This is a genomic window from Rhodophyticola sp. (genome assembly GCF_965284195.1).
GTDB lineage: Bacteria > Pseudomonadota > Alphaproteobacteria > Rhodobacterales > Rhodobacteraceae > Rhodophyticola.
On sequence record NZ_CBDIRM010000003.1, the window covers coordinates 1 to 25,243 of the forward strand.

At 60.9% G+C, this 25,243-nt stretch carries 19 protein-coding genes and 7 pseudogenes; 8 read left to right on the top strand and 18 right to left on the bottom strand.

Going from position 1 to position 25,243, the window contains the following annotated elements:
• From tnpA to tnpC, 3 genes and pseudogenes are all read left to right on the top strand, one after another.
• Positions 1 to 385, top strand: a 385-nt coding sequence (gene tnpA / locus ACQ651_RS21320) for an IS66-like element accessory protein TnpA (protein WP_430450549.1), incomplete at its 5' end; no start/stop codon positions are given.
• Positions 382 to 729 carry an IS66 family insertion sequence element accessory protein TnpB gene (gene tnpB, locus ACQ651_RS21325; RefSeq protein ID WP_088238992.1) on the top strand — a complete coding sequence of 116 codons (348 nt, stop codon included), beginning with the start codon at positions 382 to 384 and terminating at the stop codon, positions 727 to 729. The genes tnpA and tnpB, both read left to right, overlap by 4 nt.
• A gap of 78 nt (positions 730 to 807) precedes the next feature.
• Positions 808 to 2,325: pseudogene (gene tnpC, locus ACQ651_RS21330) on the top strand (IS66 family transposase); the annotation flags it as partial.
• Positions 2,326 to 2,718: 393 nt separating this feature from the next.
• Here tnpC and ACQ651_RS21335 read toward each other — a convergent pair.
• The 12 genes and pseudogenes from ACQ651_RS21335 to ACQ651_RS21390 all read right to left on the bottom strand — a co-directional run.
• Positions 2,719 to 5,388 (bottom strand): annotated as a pseudogene (locus ACQ651_RS21335) (TrlF family AAA-like ATPase).
• A 1,366-nt stretch (positions 5,389 to 6,754) separates the two neighbouring features.
• Positions 6,755 to 6,985 (bottom strand): macro domain-containing protein, encoded by a 231-nt coding sequence (locus ACQ651_RS21340; RefSeq protein WP_430450550.1) that lies wholly within the window; start codon positions 6,983 to 6,985, stop codon positions 6,755 to 6,757.
• The gene (locus tag ACQ651_RS21345; protein ID WP_430450551.1) at positions 6,966 to 7,184 is read right to left on the bottom strand and encodes a hypothetical protein; all 219 of its coding nucleotides are present in this window, start codon (positions 7,182 to 7,184) and stop codon (positions 6,966 to 6,968) included. Before ACQ651_RS21345 ends, ACQ651_RS21340 begins: the two co-directional genes overlap by 20 nt.
• A gap of 398 nt (positions 7,185 to 7,582) precedes the next feature.
• Positions 7,583 to 7,879: a DarT ssDNA thymidine ADP-ribosyltransferase family protein gene (locus ACQ651_RS21350; RefSeq protein WP_430450572.1), complete on the bottom strand. Its 297-nt coding sequence runs from the start codon at positions 7,877 to 7,879 to the stop codon at positions 7,583 to 7,585.
• A gap of 287 nt (positions 7,880 to 8,166) precedes the next feature.
• Positions 8,167 to 10,166: pseudogene (locus tag ACQ651_RS21355) on the bottom strand (type IV secretory system conjugative DNA transfer family protein).
• 9 nt (positions 10,167 to 10,175) lie between these two features.
• Positions 10,176 to 10,670, bottom strand: a complete 495-nt coding sequence (locus tag ACQ651_RS21360) for a hypothetical protein (RefSeq protein WP_430450552.1) — start codon at positions 10,668 to 10,670, stop codon at positions 10,176 to 10,178.
• Between the two features lie 372 nt (positions 10,671 to 11,042).
• A complete protein-coding gene (locus tag ACQ651_RS21365) occupies positions 11,043 to 11,288 on the bottom strand; it encodes a hypothetical protein (RefSeq protein WP_430450553.1) in 246 nt (81 codons plus the stop codon).
• 53 nt (positions 11,289 to 11,341) lie between these two features.
• Positions 11,342 to 12,121, bottom strand: coding sequence for a relaxase/mobilization nuclease domain-containing protein (locus ACQ651_RS21370; RefSeq protein WP_430450554.1), 780 nt, complete (start codon positions 12,119 to 12,121; stop codon positions 11,342 to 11,344).
• Positions 12,039 to 12,518, bottom strand: coding sequence for a hypothetical protein (locus ACQ651_RS21375; RefSeq protein ID WP_430450555.1), 480 nt, complete (start codon positions 12,516 to 12,518; stop codon positions 12,039 to 12,041). The genes ACQ651_RS21370 and ACQ651_RS21375 overlap by 83 nt, the downstream gene beginning before the upstream one ends.
• Positions 12,505 to 13,098: pseudogene (locus ACQ651_RS21380) on the bottom strand (helix-turn-helix domain-containing protein). The gene ACQ651_RS21375 and the pseudogene ACQ651_RS21380 overlap by 14 nt, the downstream one beginning before the upstream one ends.
• 518 nt (positions 13,099 to 13,616) lie before the next feature.
• Positions 13,617 to 13,823, bottom strand: a complete 207-nt coding sequence (locus ACQ651_RS21385) for a hypothetical protein (protein WP_007120662.1) — start codon at positions 13,821 to 13,823, stop codon at positions 13,617 to 13,619.
• 553 nt (positions 13,824 to 14,376) lie between these two features.
• Positions 14,377 to 15,292 (bottom strand): annotated as a pseudogene (locus ACQ651_RS21390) (DUF2493 domain-containing protein); the annotation flags it as partial.
• A 1,332-nt stretch (positions 15,293 to 16,624) separates the two neighbouring features.
• Here ACQ651_RS21390 and ACQ651_RS21395 point away from each other — a divergent pair.
• Both ACQ651_RS21395 and ACQ651_RS21400 read left to right on the top strand, forming a co-directional pair.
• Positions 16,625 to 17,290: a hypothetical protein gene (locus ACQ651_RS21395; RefSeq protein ID WP_430450556.1), complete on the top strand. Its 666-nt coding sequence runs from the start codon at positions 16,625 to 16,627 to the stop codon at positions 17,288 to 17,290.
• 1,566 nt (positions 17,291 to 18,856) lie between these two features.
• Positions 18,857 to 19,198: a hypothetical protein gene (locus tag ACQ651_RS21400; protein WP_430450557.1), complete on the top strand. Its 342-nt coding sequence runs from the start codon at positions 18,857 to 18,859 to the stop codon at positions 19,196 to 19,198.
• Positions 19,199 to 19,687: 489 nt separating this feature from the next.
• Here ACQ651_RS21400 and ACQ651_RS21405 read toward each other — a convergent pair.
• The 3 genes and pseudogenes from ACQ651_RS21405 to ACQ651_RS21415 form a co-directional block, all read right to left on the bottom strand.
• A pseudogene (locus tag ACQ651_RS21405) lies at positions 19,688 to 20,401 on the bottom strand (DUF736 family protein); the annotation flags it as partial.
• Between the two features lie 124 nt (positions 20,402 to 20,525).
• A complete protein-coding gene (locus ACQ651_RS21410; protein ID WP_430450558.1) occupies positions 20,526 to 20,828 on the bottom strand; it encodes a hypothetical protein in 303 nt (100 codons plus the stop codon).
• Positions 20,829 to 20,928: 100 nt separating this feature from the next.
• Positions 20,929 to 21,311: pseudogene (locus ACQ651_RS21415) on the bottom strand (DUF6915 family protein); the annotation flags it as partial.
• A gap of 122 nt (positions 21,312 to 21,433) precedes the next feature.
• Between ACQ651_RS21415 and ACQ651_RS21420 the strand changes: the two are divergent.
• Both ACQ651_RS21420 and ACQ651_RS21425 read left to right on the top strand, forming a co-directional pair.
• The gene (locus ACQ651_RS21420) at positions 21,434 to 22,075 is read left to right on the top strand and encodes a site-specific integrase (RefSeq protein ID WP_430450559.1); all 642 of its coding nucleotides are present in this window, start codon (positions 21,434 to 21,436) and stop codon (positions 22,073 to 22,075) included.
• Positions 22,076 to 22,246: 171 nt separating this feature from the next.
• On the top strand, positions 22,247 to 22,495 hold the full coding sequence (locus ACQ651_RS21425) for a tyrosine-type recombinase/integrase (RefSeq protein WP_430450560.1): 249 nt from the start codon (positions 22,247 to 22,249) through the stop codon (positions 22,493 to 22,495).
• Between the two features lie 289 nt (positions 22,496 to 22,784).
• On the opposite strand, the gene ACQ651_RS21430 is transcribed toward ACQ651_RS21425, so the two are convergent.
• Positions 22,785 to 23,621, bottom strand: a complete 837-nt coding sequence (locus ACQ651_RS21430) for a hypothetical protein (RefSeq protein WP_430450561.1) — start codon at positions 23,619 to 23,621, stop codon at positions 22,785 to 22,787.
• Between ACQ651_RS21430 and ACQ651_RS21435 the strand changes: the two genes are divergently transcribed.
• Positions 23,620 to 24,585 carry a tyrosine-type recombinase/integrase gene (locus ACQ651_RS21435; protein ID WP_430450562.1) on the top strand — a complete coding sequence of 322 codons (966 nt, stop codon included), beginning with the start codon at positions 23,620 to 23,622 and terminating at the stop codon, positions 24,583 to 24,585. The genes ACQ651_RS21430 and ACQ651_RS21435 overlap by 2 nt on opposite strands.
• Here ACQ651_RS21435 and ACQ651_RS21440 read toward each other — a convergent pair.
• Together ACQ651_RS21440 and ACQ651_RS21445 are read right to left on the bottom strand one after the other, a co-directional pair.
• Positions 24,524 to 24,844 (bottom strand): DUF6915 family protein, encoded by a 321-nt coding sequence (locus tag ACQ651_RS21440; RefSeq protein WP_430450563.1) that lies wholly within the window; start codon positions 24,842 to 24,844, stop codon positions 24,524 to 24,526. The two genes, ACQ651_RS21435 and ACQ651_RS21440, sit on opposite strands and share 62 nt — an antisense overlap.
• The gene (locus ACQ651_RS21445; protein ID WP_430450564.1) at positions 24,807 to 25,193 is read right to left on the bottom strand and encodes a DUF6878 family protein; all 387 of its coding nucleotides are present in this window, start codon (positions 25,191 to 25,193) and stop codon (positions 24,807 to 24,809) included. The genes ACQ651_RS21440 and ACQ651_RS21445 overlap by 38 nt, the downstream gene beginning before the upstream one ends.
• Positions 25,194 to 25,243 lie beyond the last annotated feature (50 nt).

The following is a 25,243-nucleotide window of genomic DNA, read 5'->3' on the forward strand; positions in this document are numbered from 1 at the left end:
GAAGGGTCAGAAGAAGCGGTTCTGGTCGGATGATGAGAAGCGGTCGATCTGCGCGCAGGCGCGGGTGCCTGGGGTTTCTGTTGCGCAGGTTGCGCGTCGCTACGCGATGAACACCAATCTGATCCACAAATGGCTCCGCGATCCTGTGTTTGCGTCGGAAGGTCAGGCTGCAGAGCTGCCTGAGCCCGAGGACGCAGTGTTTCTCCCAATTGAGGTCGCGGGCGTGACGGCAGCGCCAGGGCCGCACATTTCACGCTCTTCTCCAACAGGTCCCGTCACGGTGCAACGCGTCGACATCGCGTTGTCAGATGGTCGGCGCATTCTGGTGGAGGGACCAACCGCGCTGTCTGCGGTGCTGACGCTGGTCGAGGGTCTGGCGCAATGATTCCAGTGCCTAGCAACACGCGGGTCTGGCTGGCCGCGGGCGTGACGGACATGCGGCGTGGCTTCAACACGCTTGCGGCGCAGGCCGAACAGGTTCTGGCCGAGGACCCGTATTCCGGTCACATGTTCGTCTTCCGTGGCCGCCGAGGCGACCTTTTGAAGATCATCTGGTGGGATAGCCAGGGGGCCTGCCTGTTTACCAAACGCTTGGAACGGGGTCGTTTTGTCTGGCCTGCAGCCAAGGAGGGCAAGGTCAGCCTGAGCCCCTCACAGCTGTCAATGCTGCTTGAGGGGATCGACTGGAGAACGCCGCAGAAGACCTGGCGACCGCTGGTTGCGGGATAGGGATAAAACCCCACAATACATGGGCTTTGGCGCTGTTTTACATTCCCTCCCATAGGGCGGTCTGGTATGGATTGCACCATGCTGGACGCCTTCAAATCCCTGCCCAAAGATCCTGACGAGCTGCGCTCTGTCAGCGCGCAAATGCTCCAGCATATCCAATCTCAGGCCTACCAGATCGAGAAGCTGAAGGCTGAGCTTCACGGTCACCGCAAGGCGCGCTTCGGTTCGAAGTCAGAGAGCATGGATCAATTGGCTCTCGATCTGCTGGAAGACGACGAGATCGCGCAGGCTGCAGAGGATCACCACACCGAGCAGCTGCCCGGTGATGAAGGAGGCCCAACCAACAAGCGCCAGCACAGCCGCAAGCCACTGCCCGACCACCTGGATCGGCACGATGAGGTTCTGTCGCCGGGCGAGGCATGCCACGACTGCGGGGGTGCTCTGCGCCAAGTGGGCGAGGACGTGACCGAAGAACTGGATTATATCCCCGGCCACTTCGTGGTGCGCCGGTTTATCCGACCTCGCATGGCCTGCACCTGCTGTGAAGCCTTCGCGCAGGCCCCGTTGCCGTCGCGCGTGATTGAACGCGGGCGGCCCGGTCCCGGCCTCGTGTCGCACATGCTGGTCGGCAAATTTTGTGATCACCTGCCGCTTGAGCGGCAGTCCAAGATATACGCACGCGAAGGCGTCGATCTGCATCGCTCTACGCTCAGCGACTGGGTCGGGCGCACGACGGCCTTGCTGGAGCCTCTAGCCGAGCACATCGGCAAGTTGGTCCGGGCGGGGCCAGCCTTGTTTGCAGACGATACCCCCGTAAAACTGCAGGTGCGCGCGAACACGACAAAGACCAAAACCGCCCGGCTCTGGAGCTACGTCCGGGACGAACGCCCGTGGTGCGGGGCAGCGCCCCCCTGCGCCTGGTATCAGTTCAGCGTCGACCGGAAGGGCGAGCACCCCGTCAATCACCTTACCGGGTATACCGGCACGGTACATGCTGATGGCTTCGCGGGCTTCAATGGTTTGTTTGGCGAGGGCAAGGCTGACGAACAGGCCTGCATGGTCCATGTGCGCCGCAAGTTCGTCGACGAGGCCGAGCGCACTGGCTCTCCCATCGCCCAACAGGCGATCAAGCAGATTGCACAGCTTTACGCTGTCGAGAAGGAGGCCCGAGGGAAAACGCCGGAAGAGCGCGTCACCCTGCGGCAGGCCAAGGCCAAGCCGGTCTTTGACGAGTTAGAGCTTTGGTTGCAGGCGCAGCTGCGCAAGATCTCCGGCAAAACCAAGCTGGCCGAAGCGATCCGCTATGCACTAAATCGCATGCCGAAAGCGCGCCGATATCTCAGTGACGGGCGTCTCGAGCTGGACAACAATACCTGCGAGAGGACAATGCGACCCGTTGCATTGGGAAGAAAGAATTATCTGTTTATGGGGTCTGTCGGGGGCGGGAACGCCGCCGCAATCGCCTACACGCTCATGGAAACCTGCAAGCTGAACAGCGTTGATCCCGAGGCATGGCTCACATGGGTCCTCCAACGTCTACCAGATCACAAGATCAATCGCATCGACGAACTCATGCCCTGGAACTGGCAGCCCGAAAAGCCTGAAACCGCGGCATCACCGGACGTTTACGCGGCAGTTCTTTGGCGTGCAGCAGATGCCAGTGCGGCAAGGCATGGGGCAGACGGGTTCCGGAGGCGGCACAGGATCCGCAGACTCGGATCAAAAATGCTGGCCCAGCTTGCGAGACTGGGACGGCTTGGACGACGGTGACGGCCCAGTCCGGCCATTCACCGGGTTCACTTTCGCTGTGCTGCGGCTACACCGAACCGATCATCGATGGCGGTGTGCAGCGTAGTCGAGAAAGCCAAGTGTGCCAGCGCTGCATTCGGGCCTCCGGAAGTGGCCGCTCACAGCCGAGTGCAGCAAGAACCGGAGGCGAATGTAGCCGAGAGTAGAGTGGTGAAGCGTTTCGTGTTCTTTTAGATATGGTCAGACGGCACGGGCTTTCCAGATTTGATAGATTGTCTTGCGGCGCTCAAATGCCTCCGGGCCGCCCTCCATGATGGAAATGACGTTGGACTGACAGGACTTATCGTCGATATTGCCAACCGATATGGCGATGTCATCATCGCTGGCGCTGCATGTGGTGATGGTCTCGGCATCGCCAAGCACCGGAAAATTCGCGTTATGTGTCGCGAAGATGAATTGCTGGTTTGGCTTGATCCGCCGAAGCAGCTTGACCACCTCCTCGTAGACGGTCTGGTTATCAAGATCATCTTCCGGCTGGTCGATGAGCAGAAGATCATTCCCCTTCTGGCTAAGCAGGAAGAGCATCATCGCGGAGGCGCGCTGACCAAGAGAATGCGACAGAAGTGCTTTGCCGTGATACGTCACCGCATAGCTGTTGGGCACCTGATAAGAGATGAGTGCGTAGAGATTTGCTATGAAGAGCTTTTTGAAGTCCTCGCTTTTTCCCTTCGCGTGAGCACAAGCCTTTTCGAGGTCTTTGAAAATCTCGCCAAAATCGGAGTAAGCCTCTGCAAGTGCATTATAATATTCCCTGCGAAGACTATTGCCTCGAAGTAACCCGTCGATATGGGTCGTGAAGGCGTTGCGGTCTCCCTTGAACGCTGCATTTACTCTCAATGATCCTTGCGATCTGTTGATGATTTTCAGCGTCGCCGCGATTAACTTAAATTCATCGTGCCAGGCATCATTCAGCGATGTCATGGCGATCAGGACGGCTTCGAGCCTTGTTTTTTCCTTTCCCGTCCGCTTGGCCAGCTCGGCGATTTCAGCTTCAAGCTCCTGCTTGCGCTGCGTAAGCTTGATATAGGCATCCGGCTGGATCGAGGTAACGCCCTGTTCGTCCAACGCTTTGACCAGTTCCCGCTCGGTCTCGGCAAATTCTTCCTTTAGGCCGTCGCGCACGCTTTCAAGCTCTTGGCGCAGTTCATCCAGATCGCCGGACTTGGTCTTGATGGTGGCAGCAAGAGCCTTGGCTGTAGCAACCGTGCCTTTTAGCTCTTCCACCTTGGCTGCGTAGCGCGTGAAGCAAATCAGCATTTTGATCGGAGGCATGAACTTCTATCAGCTTGAAATCTTCTTCGGCCTGGGTTGCAGCATCATCAATCGCCTTGCGCCAGGCCGCAGCCGTCTCATCAATACCCTGACAGTAGGTCAGGTCCTCGCTATAGGCCACCTGCTTCTCTTTTCAAGCTTGTCCTTGATGCCATGCTTGTCGAATTGCTCCAGGTTGAATTCAACATCCTTGAGTTCATCTTCCAGCGCTTGCTTGTCCTCCGCATCGCCGCGGACAGAATTAAAGCTCTCTATAGCCGACTTTAGTTCGCCCGCGCGTTCCTCGATCTTTTGCCGCACACCCTTTAGGCTATCGCCCATGAGCTTTTCGACAAGATCGTGCCCGAAGCCCTTTCCAGCAGCGGAGAGGTCCTTCTGCCCGAAGCGACAGCGGCTTGGCGATGATCGTCTCCTTAATGGAGACACCGGGGCGCAGCACGCCATCGACATAAACATCCGGTAAATGCCCCCAGATGCGCCTTACCCCCACAGCGACCGCCATGCCGATCGGTCGCTTGGACAACTACCTTGCCGCCGCTTTTCAGAACATGGGGCAGGAGCTTATCCTTATATTCCTTGTCCTGTGCCTTTTCGCCAAAGGGGATATCAAGTGCGTAGCGCACGCTTTCCAGGATAGAAGATTTTCCGCTGCCCTGAATGCCAATCAGACAATTCAGATGCGGAGAGAAGGTAACACGCCTACCATCCAGCAACCCGCCTTCAAAGCGAAACGGCGTTGATGTGGGAAATGGCCTATGGACGGTATATCCGGCGCAACGCGGAAAGCATGATCCGTCAGGGGCAAATTTCACCGCATCGTAACCAACATCGCCAAGCTTCAGATAAACCTTCTTTACCTTTGCCGATTTCAGAAATTTCTTTTGCATCAGAGCCTTCCACTTCGGCTGGATAGTGATCGCCCCACCAGCCCCTTGACCTTCGTGCGGGCAAACGCTGCATCCTGCTTGTCATGGGTGCGGACCTTCTGGAAGCCAAGGGCATATTTTTGAATGAGCGGCTCAGCGGCAAGTTCGCCCATTCGCCCGCCGCTTAATCCCGTTCCACAGGCCACTATTGGCCTCGACATGCGCGAAGATAATGAAGAAGTCGCGGTTGTAGGATTCCAGTTTCTCTGAGCGTCTCGATCAGGTCATCATTGCTACGTCCGTTTTCCCTTCCTGCTCGTATTGCGCGGGAACCTTTCCCAGCAAACGCTACGCCAAGAAATTGGTTGATGTAATCCTGACCATCGGCCAACCAAGCTTCGGAAAATACCACGAGTGTGTGAACGCCGTTTGCGCCGTCCTTGACGGATAGTTCCACGCCGGGGAGCACACCGATACCGAATTTGCGCGCCCTCTTGCGCAGAGCCTTGAATTCTTCCAAGCCAAATTTGTTGTGGCTGGTGATGACGGCAAGGCGTGTTCCGTTAGCTTCAAGCGCCTCGACATAGCTGGCGACGAAACGGTCAGCGTCGCCGGCATAACGAAATTCCTTGTCCGCTCGAGTGTGCAGGTGGAAATCTGCCCTTACCCACTTCGTGCCATGCTCGAAGAGTTTCTGAAGTGCCCTCACCATTCGCTACATCCCTGTGATCAGTTAGTTCTTTTCCCAATGAGACCACGCAATGCGGGTCTCTGTAAAGTTAGGCGGCTGACTGGCCCGCGGTTGGCCAGAACGGCGAGAGCGGGCGGCGGCAGTGTGACTTGCCGTAGGGTGCAAGCGCGACTACGTCCGAGCGGTCGCTGCAATTGTGTTGCAGGCCCTTAGGGGAAGTCGACGTTATACCCGTTAGGTGGTCACGAATCCGTTGCCAGCGGCCATCATTCTGAATGGCTGGTCTCACGGTTAGGCTGCGGCTGCAATGCCGCGTGGTGCCATGAGGACGCTTTCCGGCCTTGCGTTTCAGAGTTTGGCGCGATGCTGCGCCAGACGCGCGGGACTGCTCTCAGCGCTTTGCGGTCTTATGCCCAAACGGCTGCGACCGTCAAGGTTCAGACTTAGTCAGAATTAACCGGCCTTTCCGTCCCGAGACCCGCCATCCTACGTGGAAGTGATCGGCCTGCGAGGTTAGAAGGGCGAATTAACGAGAACCCTCATTTCATTTTTTTGCGGGGGCTTGCTAGGATTTGCTAGGTTTGAGGGACGGGTGTGTTCCCCGGTGTAGTTTTGTTGTCACGGCGTCGCTGATCCGGTTTCCCGGCTGATTTTGCTATCGGCTTCGGTCCTGGTTTAAGTGCCATGAATGCTCTCCTTTATTGGTTTGTTGATTTGATGCTCCCACGAATGTCCGCGTTGTAACGATGCTGCGGATAGCAACGCGGCATCGCCGCATGTGTGCTTCCCGCCCACGAACTGGGGCAAAGATTGAACAGGCAGGCAGCCTGTCTCGATGTCTGAAGTTGGCTCCAAAGCGATGGCGACCAACCGGCGATCGAAGATCTTCAATTTGCGCTGTCCAGCGACTTCCCCGCCAGCCCAGCGTCCTTAAGACCTCTCCATCACTCCCTCAACAGTCGGTTCGATATCGTCGTGCTGCATCATCCAGTCAACAGTCGCCAGAAGCTCCATGCCGAGAGGCGACCTCCAAGCCATCGACATGGTGGCCGAAGCCCATTCCAGTACGCTTGAGAACTGCTTCCCTTCACCCGAGTTCAGATACGCTTGCACTCGATCATACTTTGCGTCGTTGAACCAAATGAGATCTCAAGGCGATCGGCATCTGCAAGGCGCTTGTCGCACCGGAGATAACTTCCATCGAGACTGTCGAGCAGCTTCGTCAGGTTATGCGAATAAGGTCCGTACTTGTTTGCTTGGAAGCTGAACTTGAGTGCGTCCGAACCCCCGAAACCGTTTCACGCCGCGCTCGAGAAACCATCCCAATTTCTGCACCTCAAGAATCGAGCATTCAGTCCCCTGTTGAGTGAGTACCGACGTGCACATCTCAGCCACCAGTGCGTGCGTGCCGGGGTGAGCTTCTCAACACCAGTGCGCGCTTGGCGACATTCTGATACTTGGAAGTCGGCTCGTAGACGATGGCATTGACCCCTTCAAGTCCCGCCAATGCCGACCTGATAAGAGGACGTACATCGCGCCAGTCAAGGCCACCATTACCACAGCCAAGTGGAGGGATCGCAATTGAATTAATTCCCTTCTCACGAATTATCTCGGACAAGGTCCTTCAATCCATCCTCGACCCATTCAATTTTAGTTTTCACTCGCCAATGGGTCTTTGTCGGGAAATTGATGATCCAGCGCGGCCCAAAGAGCTCCTTGTTCTCGGTAACAAACATTTGGCTGCAGTACGCACTTCGCCTGCATCGCAGGCGCGCGCGTAAGCTTCGAAGTTTCGTGGGAATCTGCTCCTTGAACATGAGGGCAATTCCTTTGCCCCGCGATCCTGACCGTGTTCACGGTGTTCACCACCGCGTCAACGTCAGCTTCCAGAAGATTGCCTTGCGTGTAAGTTACCATCAGAAATACCAGCCTGGTCGCGCCACGATCTTGAGATTCGAGCCCAACCTCCTCCCGTTGCTGTTCAAGTGTTCCTTTTTCGTTCTCGCTCAGGCAGACTATGCCTGCAAGGTGCTCCACCGCGCGCCTGCGCACGAGCGCCTCCGGCCTGGTAGCGATCCGTCTTTTCGGGATCATCGACGTCGCGTTTGAAGTCTCTACGCTGCAGGATGCCCCAGCTCGACCTTGTCGAGGTCGTCGAGCGAGGTGAAGAATTGCGCAGTCTGGAGGTATGCGTGGCGATCTGAAAACACCGTTGCTACGCTCCTCGATCCTCGAGCCCTCGAAGTGAGGACGCCATGATCACAATCTCCGTGTTCGGGAACTGGCGAATTCCTCCGTAGCCAGTCTTGATGTTGTACATCATCATCGAAAATGGCGTGAAATAGAACGGAATGTAATCTGATAGCGATCCGTTCGGTGCAACAGGTATATTCCGTGCAGTCCGACGCTGAATTAATTGAGGTTCAATTCGCACGAAATTGGGGTCTTGCACTCCGGAATTCTTGCACGGAGCCATGCTCGATATCCACGGCACATTGTTGATGTGCGTAATCCTGGAAGATCAGAGCTTTTTCGGCGGTCAAGTTGTTTGCCATGTCTCGATATGGATACAGTTTGGGCCAACTTCCCTCAAGATGTTATATGGTGGCTAGCGCCGTCGAGCACATAGCTGATTGACTGGTTCGGTAAAACACTTGCCATTCGGTCTTCGCATGAACGCCAACCATTGGCGACGGCCAGCCCCCGGACGTCCGCACCTGCTTATGGCGTTGAACCTTTTCGCACCCTTGCAAATGTCCGGAATCAGTCCTCCCCGACAAGCAGGCGATATCTGCCACCCTATCGAGCAACCATCCTTTCACCACCCTCTCGCAGCATAGCTTCCATGTCGTCCAAGCCATCGACAGCAGAGCGCATCTGCGCCTCATCATCGACGCCCGCTGCCTCGGCATCCGCAACCTGGCCCCCAAAATCCATCTCCATCTGTCGCTGTTCCTCGGCGATAACGGCTTGAACGACAGGCGCGGTCTTTCTTGGGGCGACGTCAGTTTGCCCTGACGTTTGACTGCCAGTATCTTGGCGTGCGGTTTCCACAATCGGCGTCAGGTCCACTTGGTCCGTTGGCAGGCGGCGTCATCGGCATGGCGCGCACACTCAGCGGCAGCGTGCCCTGCGACCCACCTCCCCCGGCTTCCGGAAACGGCAGCTCGCCCGTCTGCGCCGCGTGGATCGCCTTGAACAGCCGGTCGTCAAAATATTGGATCCGCTTTGCACGGACCGGCATCTGGGCATCGATGACCATGACGATTTCATCGAGCGGCAGGCGGCGCGCTTCATCTTCGGGCAACAGCGAACTTTCTTCGGTCCGTGTGGATTGGCTGCGGCCTTCAAAGGGGTTTTTGCCGATGGACTGAGAGCGCGTGACGACGGTTTTCGTGGTCTTGCCGACCGCCTTGCTCAGCTCCTCGACGGTCTTCTCATCGGAGGGCGTTAGGTAGAGCTTCACGCCCGCGTTGCCCTGCAGGGCGCGACGGGTGTTCTCGCCGTAGATTTCATCGAGGGCGGGGATGGTTTGGGTGACCACGGCGAGGTGACCACGATAGGTGCGCAGGGTCTCGATGCTCTCGACCACGATGCGGCATCTTGCCCAAGCGGTTGAACTCGTCGAGCATGATCATCACCGGCCAGGGCTCGTTCGGCCCGGGGTCCTTTTCCTGCATGGCGGAGAGAAGATCGGAGAAGAAGAGCCGGATCAGCGGTGCCAGGGGCTTCACCATGAGGGGCTGGACAACGAGATAGACGCGAGAAGGGCTTCTGCGGATCGTCCGGAAATCAAAGTCCGACACCGCCGTCGCCTCATCGATGGCCGGGTTCTGCCATTGATCGAGCCCCGAGGTCATCAGGAGCGAGACGTAGGAGGTCAGCGTGTCGTTGTTGGTCGAAGCCAGCCGCGTGAAGATCAGCTTGGCGGCCCGGTTGTCGACCTCATGGCCCCGCGCGAAATACTCCTTTTGCTTGTTCCCGCCCGAGGCCGCGATGCGATAGATCTCGCCCAAGGTCGGGCGCTTGCGCTGGAAGGCCAGCAGGCCTGCCGCCACGAAGAGATCGATCCCGCCCTGGAGGAGGCCCTGCACCCGGTCATTGTCGCTCTGCAGGAAGAGCGTCGCCAGGAGCTGCAGTTCCATCTGCTGGCGCGCGGGATCTTTCAACTCATAGATGCGCAGGAGCGGGTTGTAGCGATGCGTGCGCTTGCCCTCCCAATCGGTGGGGGCAAAGCGATAGACCTTGTCGCCTTGGGCTGCGCGGTGCCGCGCCGTGGCCTCGAAACACTCGCCCTTCACATCGAGCGTCACGGCGGAGCCTTGCCAGGTCAGCAGGTTCGGAATGACGAAGCCCGTGGTCTTGCCGCGGCCCGTGGGCGCCACGATCAGCGCATGGGGGAAGACCTTGGAGCAGATGTAGTTGGCGCGGGAGCCCGGCGGCCCCAGCTTGCCGAGGATGAACCCGGTCCCTGGCGCCCCGAAGAAGCCATTGGCCTTCATCTCGCGCGCGGTCTGCCAATGGGTCTGGCCAAAGCGTGTCAGGGCGGACCCCGAGAGGGCGAGGCTCAGCATCAGGCCGGCGGCGGCGAAGCTGCCGATGATCAGGTGAATGAGTTGCGCGTCCTCGGGGCGGCGATCGAGGATCGCCAGATAGTTCTGCGCGATATAGGCAAAGTCGATCTCGGCCCCGAAGCCGAGATCCTGGTAGGTCAGCACCGCCGAGGCGATGGTATAGCCCATGGCCCCGGTCACCAGCGTCACCAGAAAGACCCCTGTGGCGATCCGCGCCTTTCCCATGGAGCGCGCTCAATGGACCTGTCCCCGCTCGGTCTCGCCATCCACGTCTGTCGCGCGGTGTTTTTCATATTCGGTGTCGGCAAGATCATCGACCACCTGGCGCAAGGCCTCCGTGTTGGCCGTCGCGGCATCCGATTGCAGGTAGACCTTGGCGACATAGAGCCGGTCGAGGCGGTCCTCGAGAACCTTCTCCAGCGCATCGGCATCGCCAGATGTGAGCCGGTCGAGTTGGCGAACGTCCAGCACCCGCGCGATCTCGTCGCGGAAGGCGTCCCGCTCCGCCTCGGTCTCGAAGGGCGCGGACAACTCCCCGGCCCGCTCATGGTCCAGAACACGCGCAATCTCGTCTGCGAGGCGGTCGGCACGGTCAGACTGCGACGCAGTTTCACCGCGGGCTGCGAGGAGTGCGTCGCGCGTGCCAGACCCGAGCCCGTCGCGCATCTCGGTTTCGCGGCGGACCTGATTGATGGCCTCCGTGTCGCCGGATCTCGACGACGGCCGCATAGGTCGCGCCGAGCCCGCGGGCGAGGTGGGACGGCATGTCCGGATAGCGCGCCCTGCAAGTCATCCGTGACAGCATCTGCAACGGGCGTGCGGAGGTCGCGTCCCTCCATGATCCGGTCGACCTCGCGGGTGATCTCGCTGGCGCGGGCCGCATCGGTGATGGTCTCGCGGTAGGGCTCAGACCGGTCGATCACATCGCCGGGGCGTGCAAGCAGGTCCGGGTGTGCTGCGAGATACGCGCGCTGCTCGGTCTCGATCCGGCGCTCCGCCCGTGAGACAACCTCCCAGTCCCGGTCCTCGATCTGCTGCGCTGTCAGACCGTCTGCGCGCATCTCCTGACGGATTGTCCCTTCCATCGCCCGGACCGCGCCCTCATGATAATGGAACCGCTCGCTGACCGGTTCCGCTTCCATGACGACCATCCCGGCGCAGCACGTTCTCCCGCTCCAACAGCGTGCCAAGCGCGACATGCACATCGTTGAGAATGTCGCGCGCCTGTTCCAGATCGGCGCGGCGTTCGAGGTTCAGATCGCGCGCCTCAGCCACCTTGGAGAGATCATTGGCGATCCATTGATGCTCGAGCGCTGCATTTGAGGCGCCCGTCTCGATCCGGGCCACCACTTCCGATGTGCTGATCCCGGTGCCCCGTAGTGCCGCGTCAATGCGCGATCTCAGGTCGGGCTCGGCCAGTCGCTCGCGCTGGCTGGCGTCGATGTTGGCTTCGGAATAGATCCCGCCCTCCGAGGGGCCTCTGACAGCGTGGATGATCGCAACCCGAGAGGCTGCATGTGCTGGACCTGCGTCTGGATCTCGATGAGGCGTTTTTCCAGCACGGGACGTTCCGCGTCAGACTTCTCGGCGATCATGCCCTGCACCCGCGCGAGCTTTTCCGCATAGAGGCTTCTCAGATCCTCGAAGCTTTGATCCTCGGCCATATACACATCTCCTGTTCGGTCCACCTGCCCGCCATGCGCCAGCACCTCGCCCGCGCGGAAGAGTGCCGCGGCGATGTCTTCCCGGGCCTCGCGTGAGGCCTCTACGCGGCAAGCGAATGGTAGACGCTTCTGGTGTTGGCGATCTCCGCCAGCGTCCGGGTCAGGTCCTGCCCCACGCGTTCGCGCTCGCGGGGCTGCGCGACCCTCTTCTTTCGCGGCGCCAGACCTCGCTGGTCCGCGTCCGGGTAATGCACGACGCCGCCGATCCACCCGCCGCGTGGCCTCCAGCCGCACACCGTACTTCTCCGCCTCCTCGACCATGGCGAGGCGGAAGTCGTCGTAGTTGAAGCGATGGTTGCGCCCCAGAAAGAAGAACTCGCCTTCCTGCGAGCGGCGGTTCAGCACCAGATGCGCATGGGGGTGATCGCGGTCCTCATGCACCGCGATGATGTAGTCGAAATGCCCCTCGTCGGTCTGGAAGAACCGCTCGGCCACATCCGTCGCGATGTCGCGCACATCCTCCCCGCGCGTGCCGATGGGGAAGGACATGAGCATGTGGGTGGTCTGGCCCGAGCTTGGGCTTGAAGCCCGCATCCCACCGCTTGGCAAAGCGCTCGGTCAGATCCTTGATGTCACCCGCCTCGAGCTTCGCCTTGCCATCCAGGAACCCGCTACTGTCCACGATATGGGTGGACTTGGTGGTGAGGTAGTCGAGCTGGTTTGCGAGCTGCGATTTGGTATGCGTACCCCCGCCCCGGATCGCCTTGAAGACCGCTGGCCGATGCCCTGCTGCCGCGCGCATAAGCTGGGTCTGCTTGGCCACGTGCAGCCCCTGCATCGAGCCCCGGACGCGGCTCCAGCCATCCCGAAAGACCTCGCCCGTGACGGCATGGACGGCATCATTCAGCCGCATGGGCAAACTCCCTCAGCGCGGCCGTGGCCTCGCAGCTGCATCGCGTCGCGACGGCGGCGCAGAAGCAGATCGATCTCGTCAGCGGAATCCAGGATGAACCGCGCCAGCCCGCGCATCTGCGCAAGGCGCAATTCAGTGAACTCGGCACTCGTGCCCCCACGGCCCCCTGCCCCTGCCGGTTGGCCTGCGTCATCTGCTTGGCGATCTGCGCGACCCCATTGCCGACCTCGTGCAGCGAGGCGCGGTAGCGCGCCATCTCTGCTGCCATCTGCGCGTCCGGAACAAACACGCCGCCTGCCGCCTGAATGAGCCGCCGCAGCCCTTCGGCCCGGCTCTCGATCCCCGCCTTCGCCAACACCTCGTCGAGCGCCGCAAGCTCCGCAGCCGTGACCTTCACACTGACCGCTGAGACCGGAATCGCGGCATCTGCCTGGCGCTCGGCATCGGCTTTGAGCGTGTACTGGATCGCCCGCACCGACACGCCAAACCGTTCCGCCAGCACTGAAGTGGAAACGCCTTCCGCAGCTTCGCGAACGATCTCCATGCGGTCCGCATCTGTGAGACGTTTTGAGCGCGACATGCGAAGAAAGACCCCCTATTTCCTGCCACCTTCCACCAAGGCCGCCCCTACCTTACGATAATATACCTATGCTGTCAATTATATATTACGTAGCATTCAGTCTCAGGCAGCCTCGGTGTCCGCTTCCCCCGCGGCCCGCAGGGACGCGGCTCTGCCGCCCTCACCACCGGGCGACCCACCTGTCCTAGGGGTCCCGTCCGCCAGCACCGCCCGAGGGTCTGGCCGAACACGCATGTGTTCGGACGGGAACCGCGGGCGGGCGCAACCCCACCGACAGGGCGGACAGGCAGGGTCAGGAGGGCCAGATTTGGCTCCCCAAATCTCTGCCGCAAAAACCGGGAGGCCCTGGCCGATGGGTTTTTGTGGATGGCCCCCTTGAGGCTGACTGGCCGGTCTGTCGCGGCCTGATCATTCCGGGGGAGTGGCGTCCCGTTGAGTCGCGCAGCGACCGGCATCCCTGGAACAGGGATCGGGCCGCCCCAAGATCGTCCTGGGGCGGCCCATCCTCGTCAGAGGATTCAGTCCTGGGGATCTTTCGCGCTCGGCGGGAACATCACCAGCTCCGAGACCGCGACCGGGAAGTCGAGCTTGAGGCTGAAGAACTCCGAGCCATCCCCGTTGCGGGTGTTGCGGAACATCGCACCCACGCGCTGAAAACGGGTGCGCTCCTGGCCATCGGTGTCGGTGAACTTGACGGGGACGGTGGCGACGTAGTGGTTGGTCATTTGGGTTACTCCTTGTTGCGATGGGGATCACCCGGCACGGGGCAAGAGGCTCGGTCGCAAGCGCAAATGCGGAGGGTCCGCGGCCCGCCGTGGAAGCCGTATTTGTGCTTGCCGAAGCGTGAGCTGAGGGCACGGACGGGCCGACCCCGTGCGATCCACATCTATGAGCAAAAAGGAGAGACCCGGATGACCCCTGCCATCACGCCGCCGCCACCATCCGCGTCCGCGTCCCGCCGAGCCTGGCCGGGGTGCTGACGGAGCCCGCCCGCGTGGATGCGATGTTCCGAAACACCCTCCGAGGGTCGTGCAGGTCTTCAGCCTCAAATGCGACGTCTCGACCCCTCGCGTCTTGCCCCGCTGACGATGTGCGTGAGGTGCGCACCATCCCCAGCCCGTACCGATGCGGATGGGCCGCACGCTGACGGACCGGGTAGAGGGATAACGGTGCTGGCCGCCGCAGACTGCCGATCACGCGTGACCGATCGCACGCGCCATGAGACATGACGAAAGGGCCGCGCCAAGCGCGACCCCCTCTCTTCAATCCTGCGACGGCCTTCTTCGCCGGGTCCGCAACCCGCATGACCGTCAGGCCTTTCGCTTCCGCCTTCTGCCCGAGGTTCAGCGCGACCCCGTTGCCGCCGAAGAGTACAACCCCCGTCGCCGCGAACTTGTCGTCCAGCATCTCGTCGTTGCATTTGAACGGTGCCGCCCGCCCATGTGCGGACCAGCGCGGATCGAAGCGCGCCTGCGCGACCCCGCGTGCCCGGGCCCACCGGGCTGCAATCATCTCGGCCCCATGCTTGCCACCCTTGTGGCAGAGGAAGATCTCCTGGTTGCGGTTCTGCTTGATCCGTTCGCGAACCTTGTCGAGCGTGTTGAAGATCACATCGACATCGGTCCAGTCGGTGGCGCCTGAGACGATCAGGGGCACCCCCTCGACTTTCGACTTCGCAGCCGTCTCGCGGTCGTGCTGCTCCAGGAGCTGCCGCGCCTCGAAGACCGCCCCGGTCTCCTGCGCCCGGACGCTTGCGCGCGACCCGGCTGCCGGGATGAAGGCGTGGCCCGTCTCGATCTCTGTAGCATTCCGCCGCTGCCTCGCTCATCACCTCGATGGCGCTGACAATCTCGCGCAGCTGCAGAAAGCGCGCCTGCGCCTCTTCGAGCGCGGTCTCGGCGATCTCCGATCCGTCGTGGGATTTTGCCAGCGCGCCGATCTTGTCGGCGGTGCGGTCGACCTCCTTGCCGAGCGCCACCTTGCGGCGCTGCAGGATCGTCGCGAGCCCATGGGCCAGCGGTTCGATTTCTGCTTCAAGCCCGGTCCCGCGCAGCTGACCGAGCAAAGCCTCGAAGCTCTCGCGGATGATGCGGTCGGTCAGGATGTGATCCTCGGGGATCGGGAGCTGCGCGTCCTTCTCGGTCAGCCCGAAAAGCTCGATGGTCTCGTAGGTGTTTGCGGTGTCGTAAGCCATGTCTGGTCTCCAGGTGTTCGGTTGTGGACCACCACGTGAGTGTGGTGGCATGGCCGAATGCCTGGTTTCCGAAACTGTCCGGGTCAGGGACGGCGCAGCCGCCGGCTTGCCGGGCGCAAAAGTTTTCCACGCGCAGCACCCAACACATGCGCGGCCTCACGCACAGGACTGCCCCTCGCCACAGGCTCCGCCCTCGCCGAAAAGTTTTGCGATCCTTGACGCGGGCTGATTTGGGGGCCATCCGGAGGATATGCTTCCGCACTCATGTGTGTGTGTTTTGACGGTAGGTTTGCCCGACCCGAGCAGGCAAACGGCCCGACCGGACGCGGGAGACGGATGGAGCGGCGGGATCGTTTTGCCCTCGGCCAAAACAGACCAGAGCGCAATCCGGCGGAGCGGCCGGGGAGGGACGTGCTCGCGAGGCGGGCAAACCGGGATGCCGGGTGCGACGCCGCGGTGAGGCCGCATGGCCGAATGCGCGACGGACCGAAGGGCCGTTCTCCCCTGCGACACGCGAAGCCGAGCTGGGGAGGCCGCGGGCGCTGGGACCTCAGGGTTGATGGTCGAGTGCACAAAACCGACACTCTCCGCATGGTAAACCGTGCAAATTGTCTGGTCTATTAAAGGGTTCGGATGTAGAAAAGACCCTACTCAACGCTGAAAATGATCATTCAGGAAGAGCAGTTCGACTTTGGCTTCCGCCCAACAACTCATCGGTCTCGTCAAGAGCACGCCGCAGAAGGGGACGCTTGATCGTTTTTACGATCTCGGCGATGCAACTCTCGGCGGCCGAAGAGCAGAAGGGACACACCCGGCTGGCTGAACAGTTGCGGCAGCGGGCCAGCAGGGGCAAAAGCCGCCAGCAAAGCGAACCCCCGCAGTCACCCCTATCGCAACGCCTCGCGGCGATCTTGCAGAGTTTCTTGCCGCGTCCCATCCGACGGAGCGACCTCTTGTCGATGTAATCTTACCGGATAGGATTGGGAGTGAACTGTCGCATCTCGTATTCGAGACGCGTATGCGCTGAAAAGCTCGAGGCAAAAGGCCTGGAAGCCACGGAGGCGCGTTCTCCTCTGGTCCTCCCGGTACCGGCAAGACAACTGAGCGCAGCCAGCACCGGCCGGGGAGCTGCAGCACCTCTTTATTTTCGGTCATGCTCCACGGTCTAATAACGAAGTTCATGGGCGAAACGGCGCAAAACGGAAGATGGTCTTTGATGCCATCAAGACGACACGCGGTATCTACCTGTTTGACGAAATTGCACGCTTTGGCTGCGGCCCGAGGCGGTGAGAACGATGTCGGCGAAGCCCGGCGTGGTTCTCGAACTCATTCTTGCAGTTCCTGGATGAAGACACAGGGCCTTCGATCGTCGTCGCCACTACAAACTTGCCGGGAATTCTTGACCGCGCCGCGCTGCAGCCGCTTCGATCTCGTGTTGCCCTATGTGAAGTGCCCGATGGTCCCGCCATCCGACAGGCACTCGAACGCCGTATGATGGGTTTCTCGTTCAATCGAATAGGATGGAAGCGGGTGACGGATGTCGCCACTTGGCCTCTCAACGGCCGGGATATTGTGGCGGCGGCGGAAGATGCCGCGAGACGTGCGGTTTTGAATGATACTGACAAGATTGCGACACAGGATTTGCTTGATGCCCTCGAACGCCGACGGTCGCTCCAAGAATTAGGGACCGATGACAATGGCGCGAGACCTTCTACACTTCCACCTTTCGCAATCTCGGACAACCTCGCCCGCTCCAAGCAAAGGGCGGGGGCGGGGTCCAAAAGACCAAGTGATCGTCCCCAATCGGCGCGGCGCACGCCCAAGCATTGCTTCAGGCTACATCTGGTCGCGCTGCCGGATATTCCAGCAGCCGAACTTCCTGGCGTTTATCTGGAAGTCCGCTCGCGAGTAGACGAACGTCTGGAAAAAGACAGCTTGGACGCCAGCGGCCTCGATGCTTCTTCGCATCGAAGATGCTCCAGTTCCCGGTGGCGCTGAAGAGCGAGCGACGGTGTTTGCGACAGCCAAGGGTATCGAAAGCCGCGCAAGAAGGTCGAGCAGCTTCGGACTGAAGACACGCCTGATCGCGAAAAAAAGATGGTGAAATCGTCCCGGGCCGTCCGAAGAACGCGGACCTTGTGCAAAGTGTCGCCGCTCATCACGGAAGCGGGGTTGCGTGCCCTCTGGCGCAGCCCCCCAGGCAAATTTCCCGGAGTGGATGTTGCGACCGTCTGGGAGGTTTGGCTCGAGCCTATTATGACCGAAGCTCTCTCGTCGCGGCCGCACCAAACTACGGCGTCACAGTGGGAGCGGATCGACTGGAGCTTCCTCGAAGATACCGTTGCTGTAGTCGCACAGGCCGATCTGCAATCAGCTCGCTCAGGCCGTCCGCCGACCGGGCGGCGTGCGCGCCCCGCCGGCTGCCCGACCATCACAGCGGATTTCTTCGACGGCTTGCCAGTGGCCGAACAGGCGCAGTGGGTCGACGAACTGGCGGGTCGCACGACCGACACTCCGACAATCCCGATCCAGGCTACGTTACGCTTTTGGACACCGGTGCCAGTCGCGCTCATCCTCTCATTCAGCCGGCGCTCAGAGTGGATGACCGACATGCGCCGCCAACCCAGCTTGGGGACTGGAAGACGTGAAGGGCCATGGCACGGAGATGGGAGGATCTGGCGCTCTTTGGCGATCCCCACCGCCGCAGCTTCTCGCACCAGGCGAATCCAGTTTCCGTCTTGAACCGTCTGGGAATCTGTGAAGCTGCTCCCTGATACAGGGATGAACCCGCATCATCTCCTCGGCTCGGTTACCAGGCAGGCGATCAATACAGTAGAACTGGCTGTAGTCACCGACGCCGGACGTTCACCATGACGACGACGACAGGCGAGGATACGCCGCACGACGGCGCTCCCACCTCTTGGTCAACGGAAGTCGATCAGCTTGCCGCCGGTGTATCAGGTGAAATCAAACATCAGCGCCTGGTGCTTGTTTCCGCAGGGACACCGACACCCTCACCTTTGGTGCCGGAAACTACCTCGACTCGATGCGATCACGAGGACAACGAAATCGAAGATCGCCGGCCTGCCAGCGGAATGTTCTGTCTGTCGGGGCCTTCACAGAGTAAGACCGTACCGCTTACAGACGGAGAGCCGGCCCAAGCGCTTGCACCATTCGGCGACCTATCGCCAGCTTCGAGAACTGCATTCGTGGTCGTCCCATGGCCGAACGAGCCGGAGCGCCGTCCCTGCGGGTGGAAACTGGCGCTCAGTGCCGTGCGGACCGCCAATGCGGCATGGATGGTTATCGCTCCTTTCGACGCACCACAATCACCCGGTCCGATCCTTCACATTCACCTTCGACACCAGCGCGGCGACAGCGCTTGCAGCGAAGGATGTAACGGAAATCCCTGGTCGGACTATCCGACGCTTTGGCCCGAGACAGTCCGTGGTCTCTATGTACCAGCGCGGTGGACGCAGCAGATGCGCGGCACATCTGCCGGCCCAGCCGAACAAGGGTCATTACACGCCGCTTTTTCAACGCTATGGATATGGTGTGCCGGACATGGCCCGTGCCCGCCGCAGCGCGTCGAACGCACTGTCCCTGATCGTGGAAGACACGATTACGCCTTACGGGATTTCTGAAAAGACCGGGGGTGATGTCCACAACGAAATGAAGCTGTTCGCCCTTCCCTGGCCCGTTGAGGCTTTGCGCGCGCTCGGCAATGCCGATGTCACCTTGCGGGTGGCACTCAGCAGCTTTATCGCTCCGAACCCGTCCGGACGCCTCGCGCGGCGTTCGATGGTCGTTACGCGTCCCACAATCTACGTTTCGAACTCAATCGCGCTGGACGAGAGCGAAGCCCAGTTCCTGGCTCGCATCAGCAAGGCCGGCCGAACAGCCTGATGGTCCCGCAAGCGACGAGGATGATCTTTGGGACTACGGTAGCAATCGGCGCCATGTCGGCTCGCTGCATATCGATCAACTGACGTGCAAGGCTTCGGATCTGGCGCGCGGCGCAACTTGCTGGTTGTTCACCCTGTCACTGGATGGTGGAAATCGAAAAAGCTTCTCGCTGAAGGCTTGCCTTCTGTGCGCTATGCATTGATTGTGGAAATCGATGCGGAAGAGTTTGACACCGAGCTCTATGCCGAGGTGTCAAGTTGCTGTTGGACGCCTTGATTGCCGCACAAGCGGGTTGTACAAGCCCGACTGTATTGGAGACCCCGCGCAGCCCTCCCAATCTAGGCATCGCATCTACATCGGACCGCCACATGAAATGGCAGTTCGATCGCTCTATTGAAACAAACACAGCAAAAGGGGAACCGTGGTCCCACGGCTCCCCTTTGGGTTCAGATCGTCTCCCCCTCGCGCGCCGATTAGGCGACCAGCGAGCAGCCCCGCGCCTGCGTCCTGCGGCTGCTCACCGCTGTCGATGAACGGGATGATCGAGAAGGTCTGCCCGCCGCGCTGCTCTTCGTTCTGCACGGCGTTGACGCGCAGGTCGCCATCGGGCGTGTTGATCAGCAGCGACAGGTAGTCATTGCCCGTGCGGCTGCTTTTGGCCATCCAGGCCGAGCCGACGCGGATCGGTGTGCCCCGGGGCGAGCTGACCTCGATCCGGTAATCGGGGTGGGTCTCCTCGGATTTGTAGCTGTTCTCGATCAGCATGAACTCCAGATCGAACATCATGTTGGCGATGTAGCCGGTGAAGGCGTTGTCGGCGTCCATGGCGGTGAGCTCGCCCGAGATCGAGCCGGATTTCATCAGGCCGTTCGAGACCAGCGGGATGATCTCGAATGCGCCGCTCTGGGCCGCGCGCGCCTCTTTCGTCTGCACCGCGTTGACCCGGAACGGGCCGAGGCCGACATCGATCTGCATCGAGATGTAGGGGTTGCCGCTGGTATTGCCGGTCTCGTTCCAGGCCGTGCCGATGCGCACCTTGCGGCCTGACTTGTTGACTGCCGTCACGTCAAAATCCGGGCTGCGTTCGGACATCTTGGCCCGCGCCTCGAGCTGGATGGCGATGTCAAAGCGCGTCGAGTGGATCATGCCGGTGTACTGGGCGGCTGCGGTCTCGACATTGCGGGTGAGGGTTCCTGCGAACATGGGATGGTTCCTTTTGGATTGGCCGGTGCCTGACGTTCTTGCCAGCGCATCCGGGATTGCTTTCTCGACCCCTTGAGGGATCACAAATCAGAAAGCCTGCTTTCCTTTCAGCCCTGCCCACGGGTCAGAGCTGCCGTCCGAGTGGGAATGCCCCCGCGCCTCCGGGTGCTACGCCCCTCCCCTGCCCGTCTGGTCTTGATTGGCTGCCCGGATTTTCCGCGCCGTCCTCCGATCGCGCGATGAAGAACTCCGCTTCTTTTCCGTTCAACCGTTGCCCGCTCCGGTCGGTCAGGCCGATGCAGCTACCGTTCGGCACATAGGTGATGAGGTACTGACCGAGCCGGTCCTTGTGGACAACGTAGCCGGTATTGGCCCAATGCACGGTCTGGCCGGCATCGACCGCGGCTTTGATTTCATCGAGTGTCATGTGATCCTCCTCAAGTAGAATGGTGGGGAAACGACGCAAGAAGCCCGATCTTCCAACCGGGCTTCCGTGCGGCATTCGATTGGCAAAAGGCCGAGAGCTGTCAGGCACCTTGCGTGGCTTGCGTCGCGCGCGCCGCCATCCAATCCTTCAGGCCAAGAACCGTTCTTCCGGCGGCGACCTCGGAGGCCCAGGCAACCCTTGGGTCGCCGCAGGGCTCATCGCCGGACATGCCGGTCGATGTGGCCATTGGCCATCCATGGCTCGGGCTGGATCCGTCGCAGCCAGTCCGCCATGCTCCGGAATGCGGCCCTGGCAGTCTTCACGGATATGCTGCTCGCCGATCCAGCGCACGGGGATGTCTCGACCTGCGCTATTGGTCAGGGACAGGCCGAAGACACGTTCGGCCTCGATACAGGCCAAGGGCATGTGTCAAGGCGCACGGTTTCGGTGCGTAAAGAGCGCGAGGTGCTCTTTCGAGGCGTCAATTATCTGGACACTCGCGATTTCACCTCCAAGGCTGAAGCTTTCACCTTTTTCCGAAGGACGATTATCGCAAGTCACCAGAACTCCCGAGGGGGCTGTCCCTCGCTACTTTGTCCGCGACGATGCGGGCAATTCCGTCGAGACCGATTCACGATTTCCTCCGTTATCTCGACGCTCGAGGGTCATCCCCGAACACCATTCGCTCCTACGCCTACGACCTGCGGCGCGTGTGGGAGTTCTTCGAAGCCCGAGGGCTCGAGTGGCAGGGCTTCAACATCGCGAACGCCGTCGATCTGATCGCTTACCTGCACGACCGGATCGATATGCGCCCCGGCCGGGGCGCAACCTGCGCCTGGCTCGGATCGGCTGTCACCGGCAACGGTCAATCGAGCGCTGGCCGCAATGTCGTCGTTTCTGCGACTGGGCGATCATCGCTGGGACGCTGTACCCCGCCGAACCCGATGCGGGTCAGCAAGAGTATCAACAAGCCTTCGGTCACCGATCGGCGCCGACCGTTCTTTGAAGGCATTTCCCGTCGCTCGGCGAGCGTGCGCGTGATCCGTGTCCGCAGCGTTCACCGCCTGCCTCGTCCGTTGAGCGACGACCGAATCGAACGTCTCCTCGCCGAGCTGACCTGCCTGCGCGATCGCGCCCTCGTGCTGCTGATGCTGCACGGTGGCGCTGCGGCCGGGCGAGGCGCTCAGCCTGCATCTCGAGGATATCGCCTATGGGCGGCGGCGCGTGACCGTCCGATGTCGCGCTGACCACCCGAAAGGGGCACGCGGAAAGTCGCGCGTCGAGCGTGTCGTCGACCTGCATGACGGGCAGGCCCTGGATACCATCAGCGGCTATGTCATGCGCGACCGTCCCACGCGAGACAGATACGCCGTTCATCTTTCTGGTCGGCGGAGAACGGCATGAGGCGGTCTGAGCCCTTGTCCTATGCCGCGTTGGCAAAAGCCTTCGCGCGAGCGGCGGAGCGCGCCGGGATCAAATCGCCCGGCGTCACACCGCATGCGCTGCGGCATGCCCACGCCACCCGCATGTGGGAAGCCGGCATGCGAGAGCTGACCCTGCAGCGCCGGCTCGGGCATGCATCACCGGAATCGACCCGCATCTATACGCGCGTGTCCGACGCCACAGTGCTCGCCGAGTACAGCCGTGCAATGGGGCTGAAGCCATGACAGACTCCTCCACCGACTGCCCTGCAAACGTTTCCGACTGATATCTCGCCGTCGCACTGCGAGGAGGAGGAATACCGCGCATTCCTCCGCAGGCCTCGACATGACCCGCATATATGAAGAACCGGTATATCGCTCAACGTCGAGAGTTCGTCGCCGCCTTTCCCGATCTCGCTCTTTGGTGCGAACAACCGCTTGAGGTTCGGCTCGGGCCGACTTCCACGGAACATCCGCCTTCACACCTGAACACCCCGCCTCGTTCTGGGCGCGGCAATATCTCTACTACCTCGCCTTAACGGACCGCCTGCGCCTCGACTATGGGTTCCTCCTGTCGATTTCGCCCATGTATGCCGCCCAACTCGCAAATTACCTGGGCATCGATCTGGGTATTCCGGATCTCCGCAAGCGCCAGAAAGCGATGGGGTATCACCAGACGACGCCACAGGGGTCGACCACCTGGGTGGCTTCTCGCATCGCGCTTCATACCGGCATACGTTCGCCTGAACTTATCACCTCCAACGACCTTGACGTGTTGAACGATGCAATTTCTGCATATGCGGCGTCTTCCCTGATGAAGCGCTTCCATGGCTATGACCCGCAGAAGGCCAAGACGACCGCCCATTTCTGGCACCGCTATGTCCGACAGACACAGCTTGTACTGCACCACCTCGGCAACGGCATCGCGCGACCGCGAATGACCGCCGACAAGCGCAGGCCTTATGTCTATCCGAGGCCGGATATGGGTGCTTCGCCCGAGCGCTGGCTGGAGATCAAGCGCACCAGCCTTTCCAGGGTGACGGTCGACCACTGCGCCGTGTCGCTCCGCCGCTTTGTCGACTTCCTGGTTCGCCACGATCCAAAGATCGAGAAGTTCGCAAATGTCACGTCCGAGGTAATGACCGCCTTCCTGATCGATCTTAGGAGCCAAGTCGGCGCCAGAACCAAGCGTCGATTGTCGATTACCGCCCAAAGATCCCGTGCACTTCATGTCGCGCAATTCCTCAGCGAGGGGGCGGCCTGGGAATGGCCGGATTTCCCGACGCGACCAGTTCTGAACACCCGCGATCTTCCCCGCCTTTCCGCAGCGCTTGCCTCGGTATATCCCGGCCGAACAGCTTGGCCCGCTCATGGAAGAGGTCCGCAAGCTTCCATGCGATTTCCAGCGCGCCGCGATCCTGATCGCGCGATGGTCCGGCGCTCGTCGGACAGAGATCGCAAGGTTGCCCGTCGACTGTCTGGACGCCTATCCGGACGGAACGCCACGGCTGCGCATTCCGGCGGGAAAGACCTACAGGGAACGGCTCGTGCCGCTTCACCCTGAGGCTGCTGAAGCTCTTCGCAAGGTCATCGACCTGCGCGCACAGTCGGACGAACGCCCGGTCCCGGATGCCAGAACCGGCCAATACGTCAAGTTGCTCTTCTACCGCCGCGGTGTCGCGATCTCGCCCGACTACCTGTTCAATTATCCACTCAAAGACATCTCTCACCGACTCGGTCTGGTCGATGGAAAAGGGCAGAATCTCATCTCGGCACATCGCTTCCGCCATACGGTCGGCACGGAACTCGCCGAAGGCGGTGCGCGGATGCAGACGATCATGGACGTGCTGGGGCATCAAAGCCCGCACATGTCGATGGTCTATATCCGAGTCAGCGATGAAGCCGTGCTCGCGGACTATCAGGCCGTGTTGAAACCTGATGCGCCGATCGCCGGACCCGCGGCCGAGATCATCCGCAATCAGCGCCTGCCGCAAAGCACGGTCGATTGGCTGAAGTGCAACTTCCTGAAGACCGAGCTCGAACTCGGCCATTGTCTCCGACTGCCGGAAGAAGGTCCTCTGCGAATGCGACCTCTATCTGAACTGCGCCAAATTCGTCACCACCCGATCTTATGCGCCGAGGCTGCGAGCGCGCCATCGCCTCGAACTCAATCTGACGGAAGACGCGCGTTGCCGCGGTTGGACACGAGAAATCGAACGGCATTCAGGAATAGCTTCCGCATCGAACAGCTTCTCGTCGAACTGGGCGAGCCAGTCACAGACGCGGCACAAGAGGTCGGGCAGACGGTCGAAGCGGCACGGAAAATGTCGCGGTAGCCCACAGGTATCTCCCCGCCGCCCGCTCCGCTGCGCGCGTATCCGCGCTACCGCGGGCGGCGGGGGCCCTCCTATGGACAACCACGACAAACCGCGATCGCGTGAAGAGCGCGAGATGCTCTTTCGAGGCGTCAAACCAATCGTGCACAGCCTGATAGTCACACGGCACCCCGCCGAATTTCCGGGCAGAGCTTTCAGCATGATGAAGCGGATGGGCCATCTCAAAGACCCTCGTCATAGCTGTGCGAGCATTCGACATAGCGGTCCGCGTGATCGAGCGTGATACTGTCGCCGGTGATGTCCCAGGTCAGCGTGCCATAGCCGCCCTCGTTGTTTTCGAACCCCGGGTGATGGTGATAGGCGAGCGACCAGGCGAAGTCGCCAACCTCTGTGGCAAGTGGCTCCGGCAGGTTGACCTCTGCAGGCTGCACCGTCACATCCTCGACATTGCCGGAGTCGCCATAGCCTTCGTATTCGGCGGTGACCTCGCTGATGCCAAGCGCACGTAGTTGCGCGAGGAGCTCCGTTCGGGATGCCTTCAGGGTGGTTTCACGCTCCGCGCGCCATTGAGCCGCCATTACGGCATAATCGATCTGGGGATTGGTCATGGGTCCGTCCTCTTCTCTGAATTTGGGGGGACCGGGCCTGGCATTGGTCT

Excerpts from the sequence above, each read along its gene's own strand:
- tnpB (WP_088238992.1), top strand. The coding sequence starts at position 382 with ATGATTCCAGTGCCTAGCAACACGCGGGTCTGGCTGGCCGCGGGCGTG.
- ACQ651_RS21345 (WP_430450551.1), bottom strand. The coding sequence starts at position 7,184 with ATGTTCAAGGAGCAGATTCCCACGAAACTTCGAAGCTTACGCGCGCGC.
- ACQ651_RS21360 (WP_430450552.1), bottom strand. The coding sequence starts at position 10,670 with ATGCGGCCGTCGTCGAGATCCGGCGACACGGAGGCCATCAATCAGGTC.
- ACQ651_RS21375 (WP_430450555.1), bottom strand. The coding sequence starts at position 12,518 with ATGCGGCTGAATGATGCCGTCCATGCCGTCACGGGCGAGGTCTTTCGG.
- ACQ651_RS21385 (WP_007120662.1), bottom strand. The coding sequence starts at position 13,823 with ATGACCAACCACTACGTCGCCACCGTCCCCGTCAAGTTCACCGACACC.
- ACQ651_RS21400 (WP_430450557.1), top strand. The coding sequence starts at position 18,857 with ATGGCCCGTGCCCGCCGCAGCGCGTCGAACGCACTGTCCCTGATCGTG.
- ACQ651_RS21410 (WP_430450558.1), bottom strand. The coding sequence starts at position 20,828 with ATGACACTCGATGAAATCAAAGCCGCGGTCGATGCCGGCCAGACCGTG.
- ACQ651_RS21420 (WP_430450559.1), top strand. The coding sequence starts at position 21,434 with ATGCGGGCAATTCCGTCGAGACCGATTCACGATTTCCTCCGTTATCTC.
- ACQ651_RS21435 (WP_430450562.1), top strand. The coding sequence starts at position 23,620 with ATGGAAGAGGTCCGCAAGCTTCCATGCGATTTCCAGCGCGCCGCGATC.
- ACQ651_RS21430 (WP_430450561.1), bottom strand. The coding sequence starts at position 23,621 with ATGAGCGGGCCAAGCTGTTCGGCCGGGATATACCGAGGCAAGCGCTGC.
- ACQ651_RS21440 (WP_430450563.1), bottom strand. The coding sequence starts at position 24,844 with ATGTCGAATGCTCGCACAGCTATGACGAGGGTCTTTGAGATGGCCCAT.
- ACQ651_RS21445 (WP_430450564.1), bottom strand. The coding sequence starts at position 25,193 with ATGACCAATCCCCAGATCGATTATGCCGTAATGGCGGCTCAATGGCGC.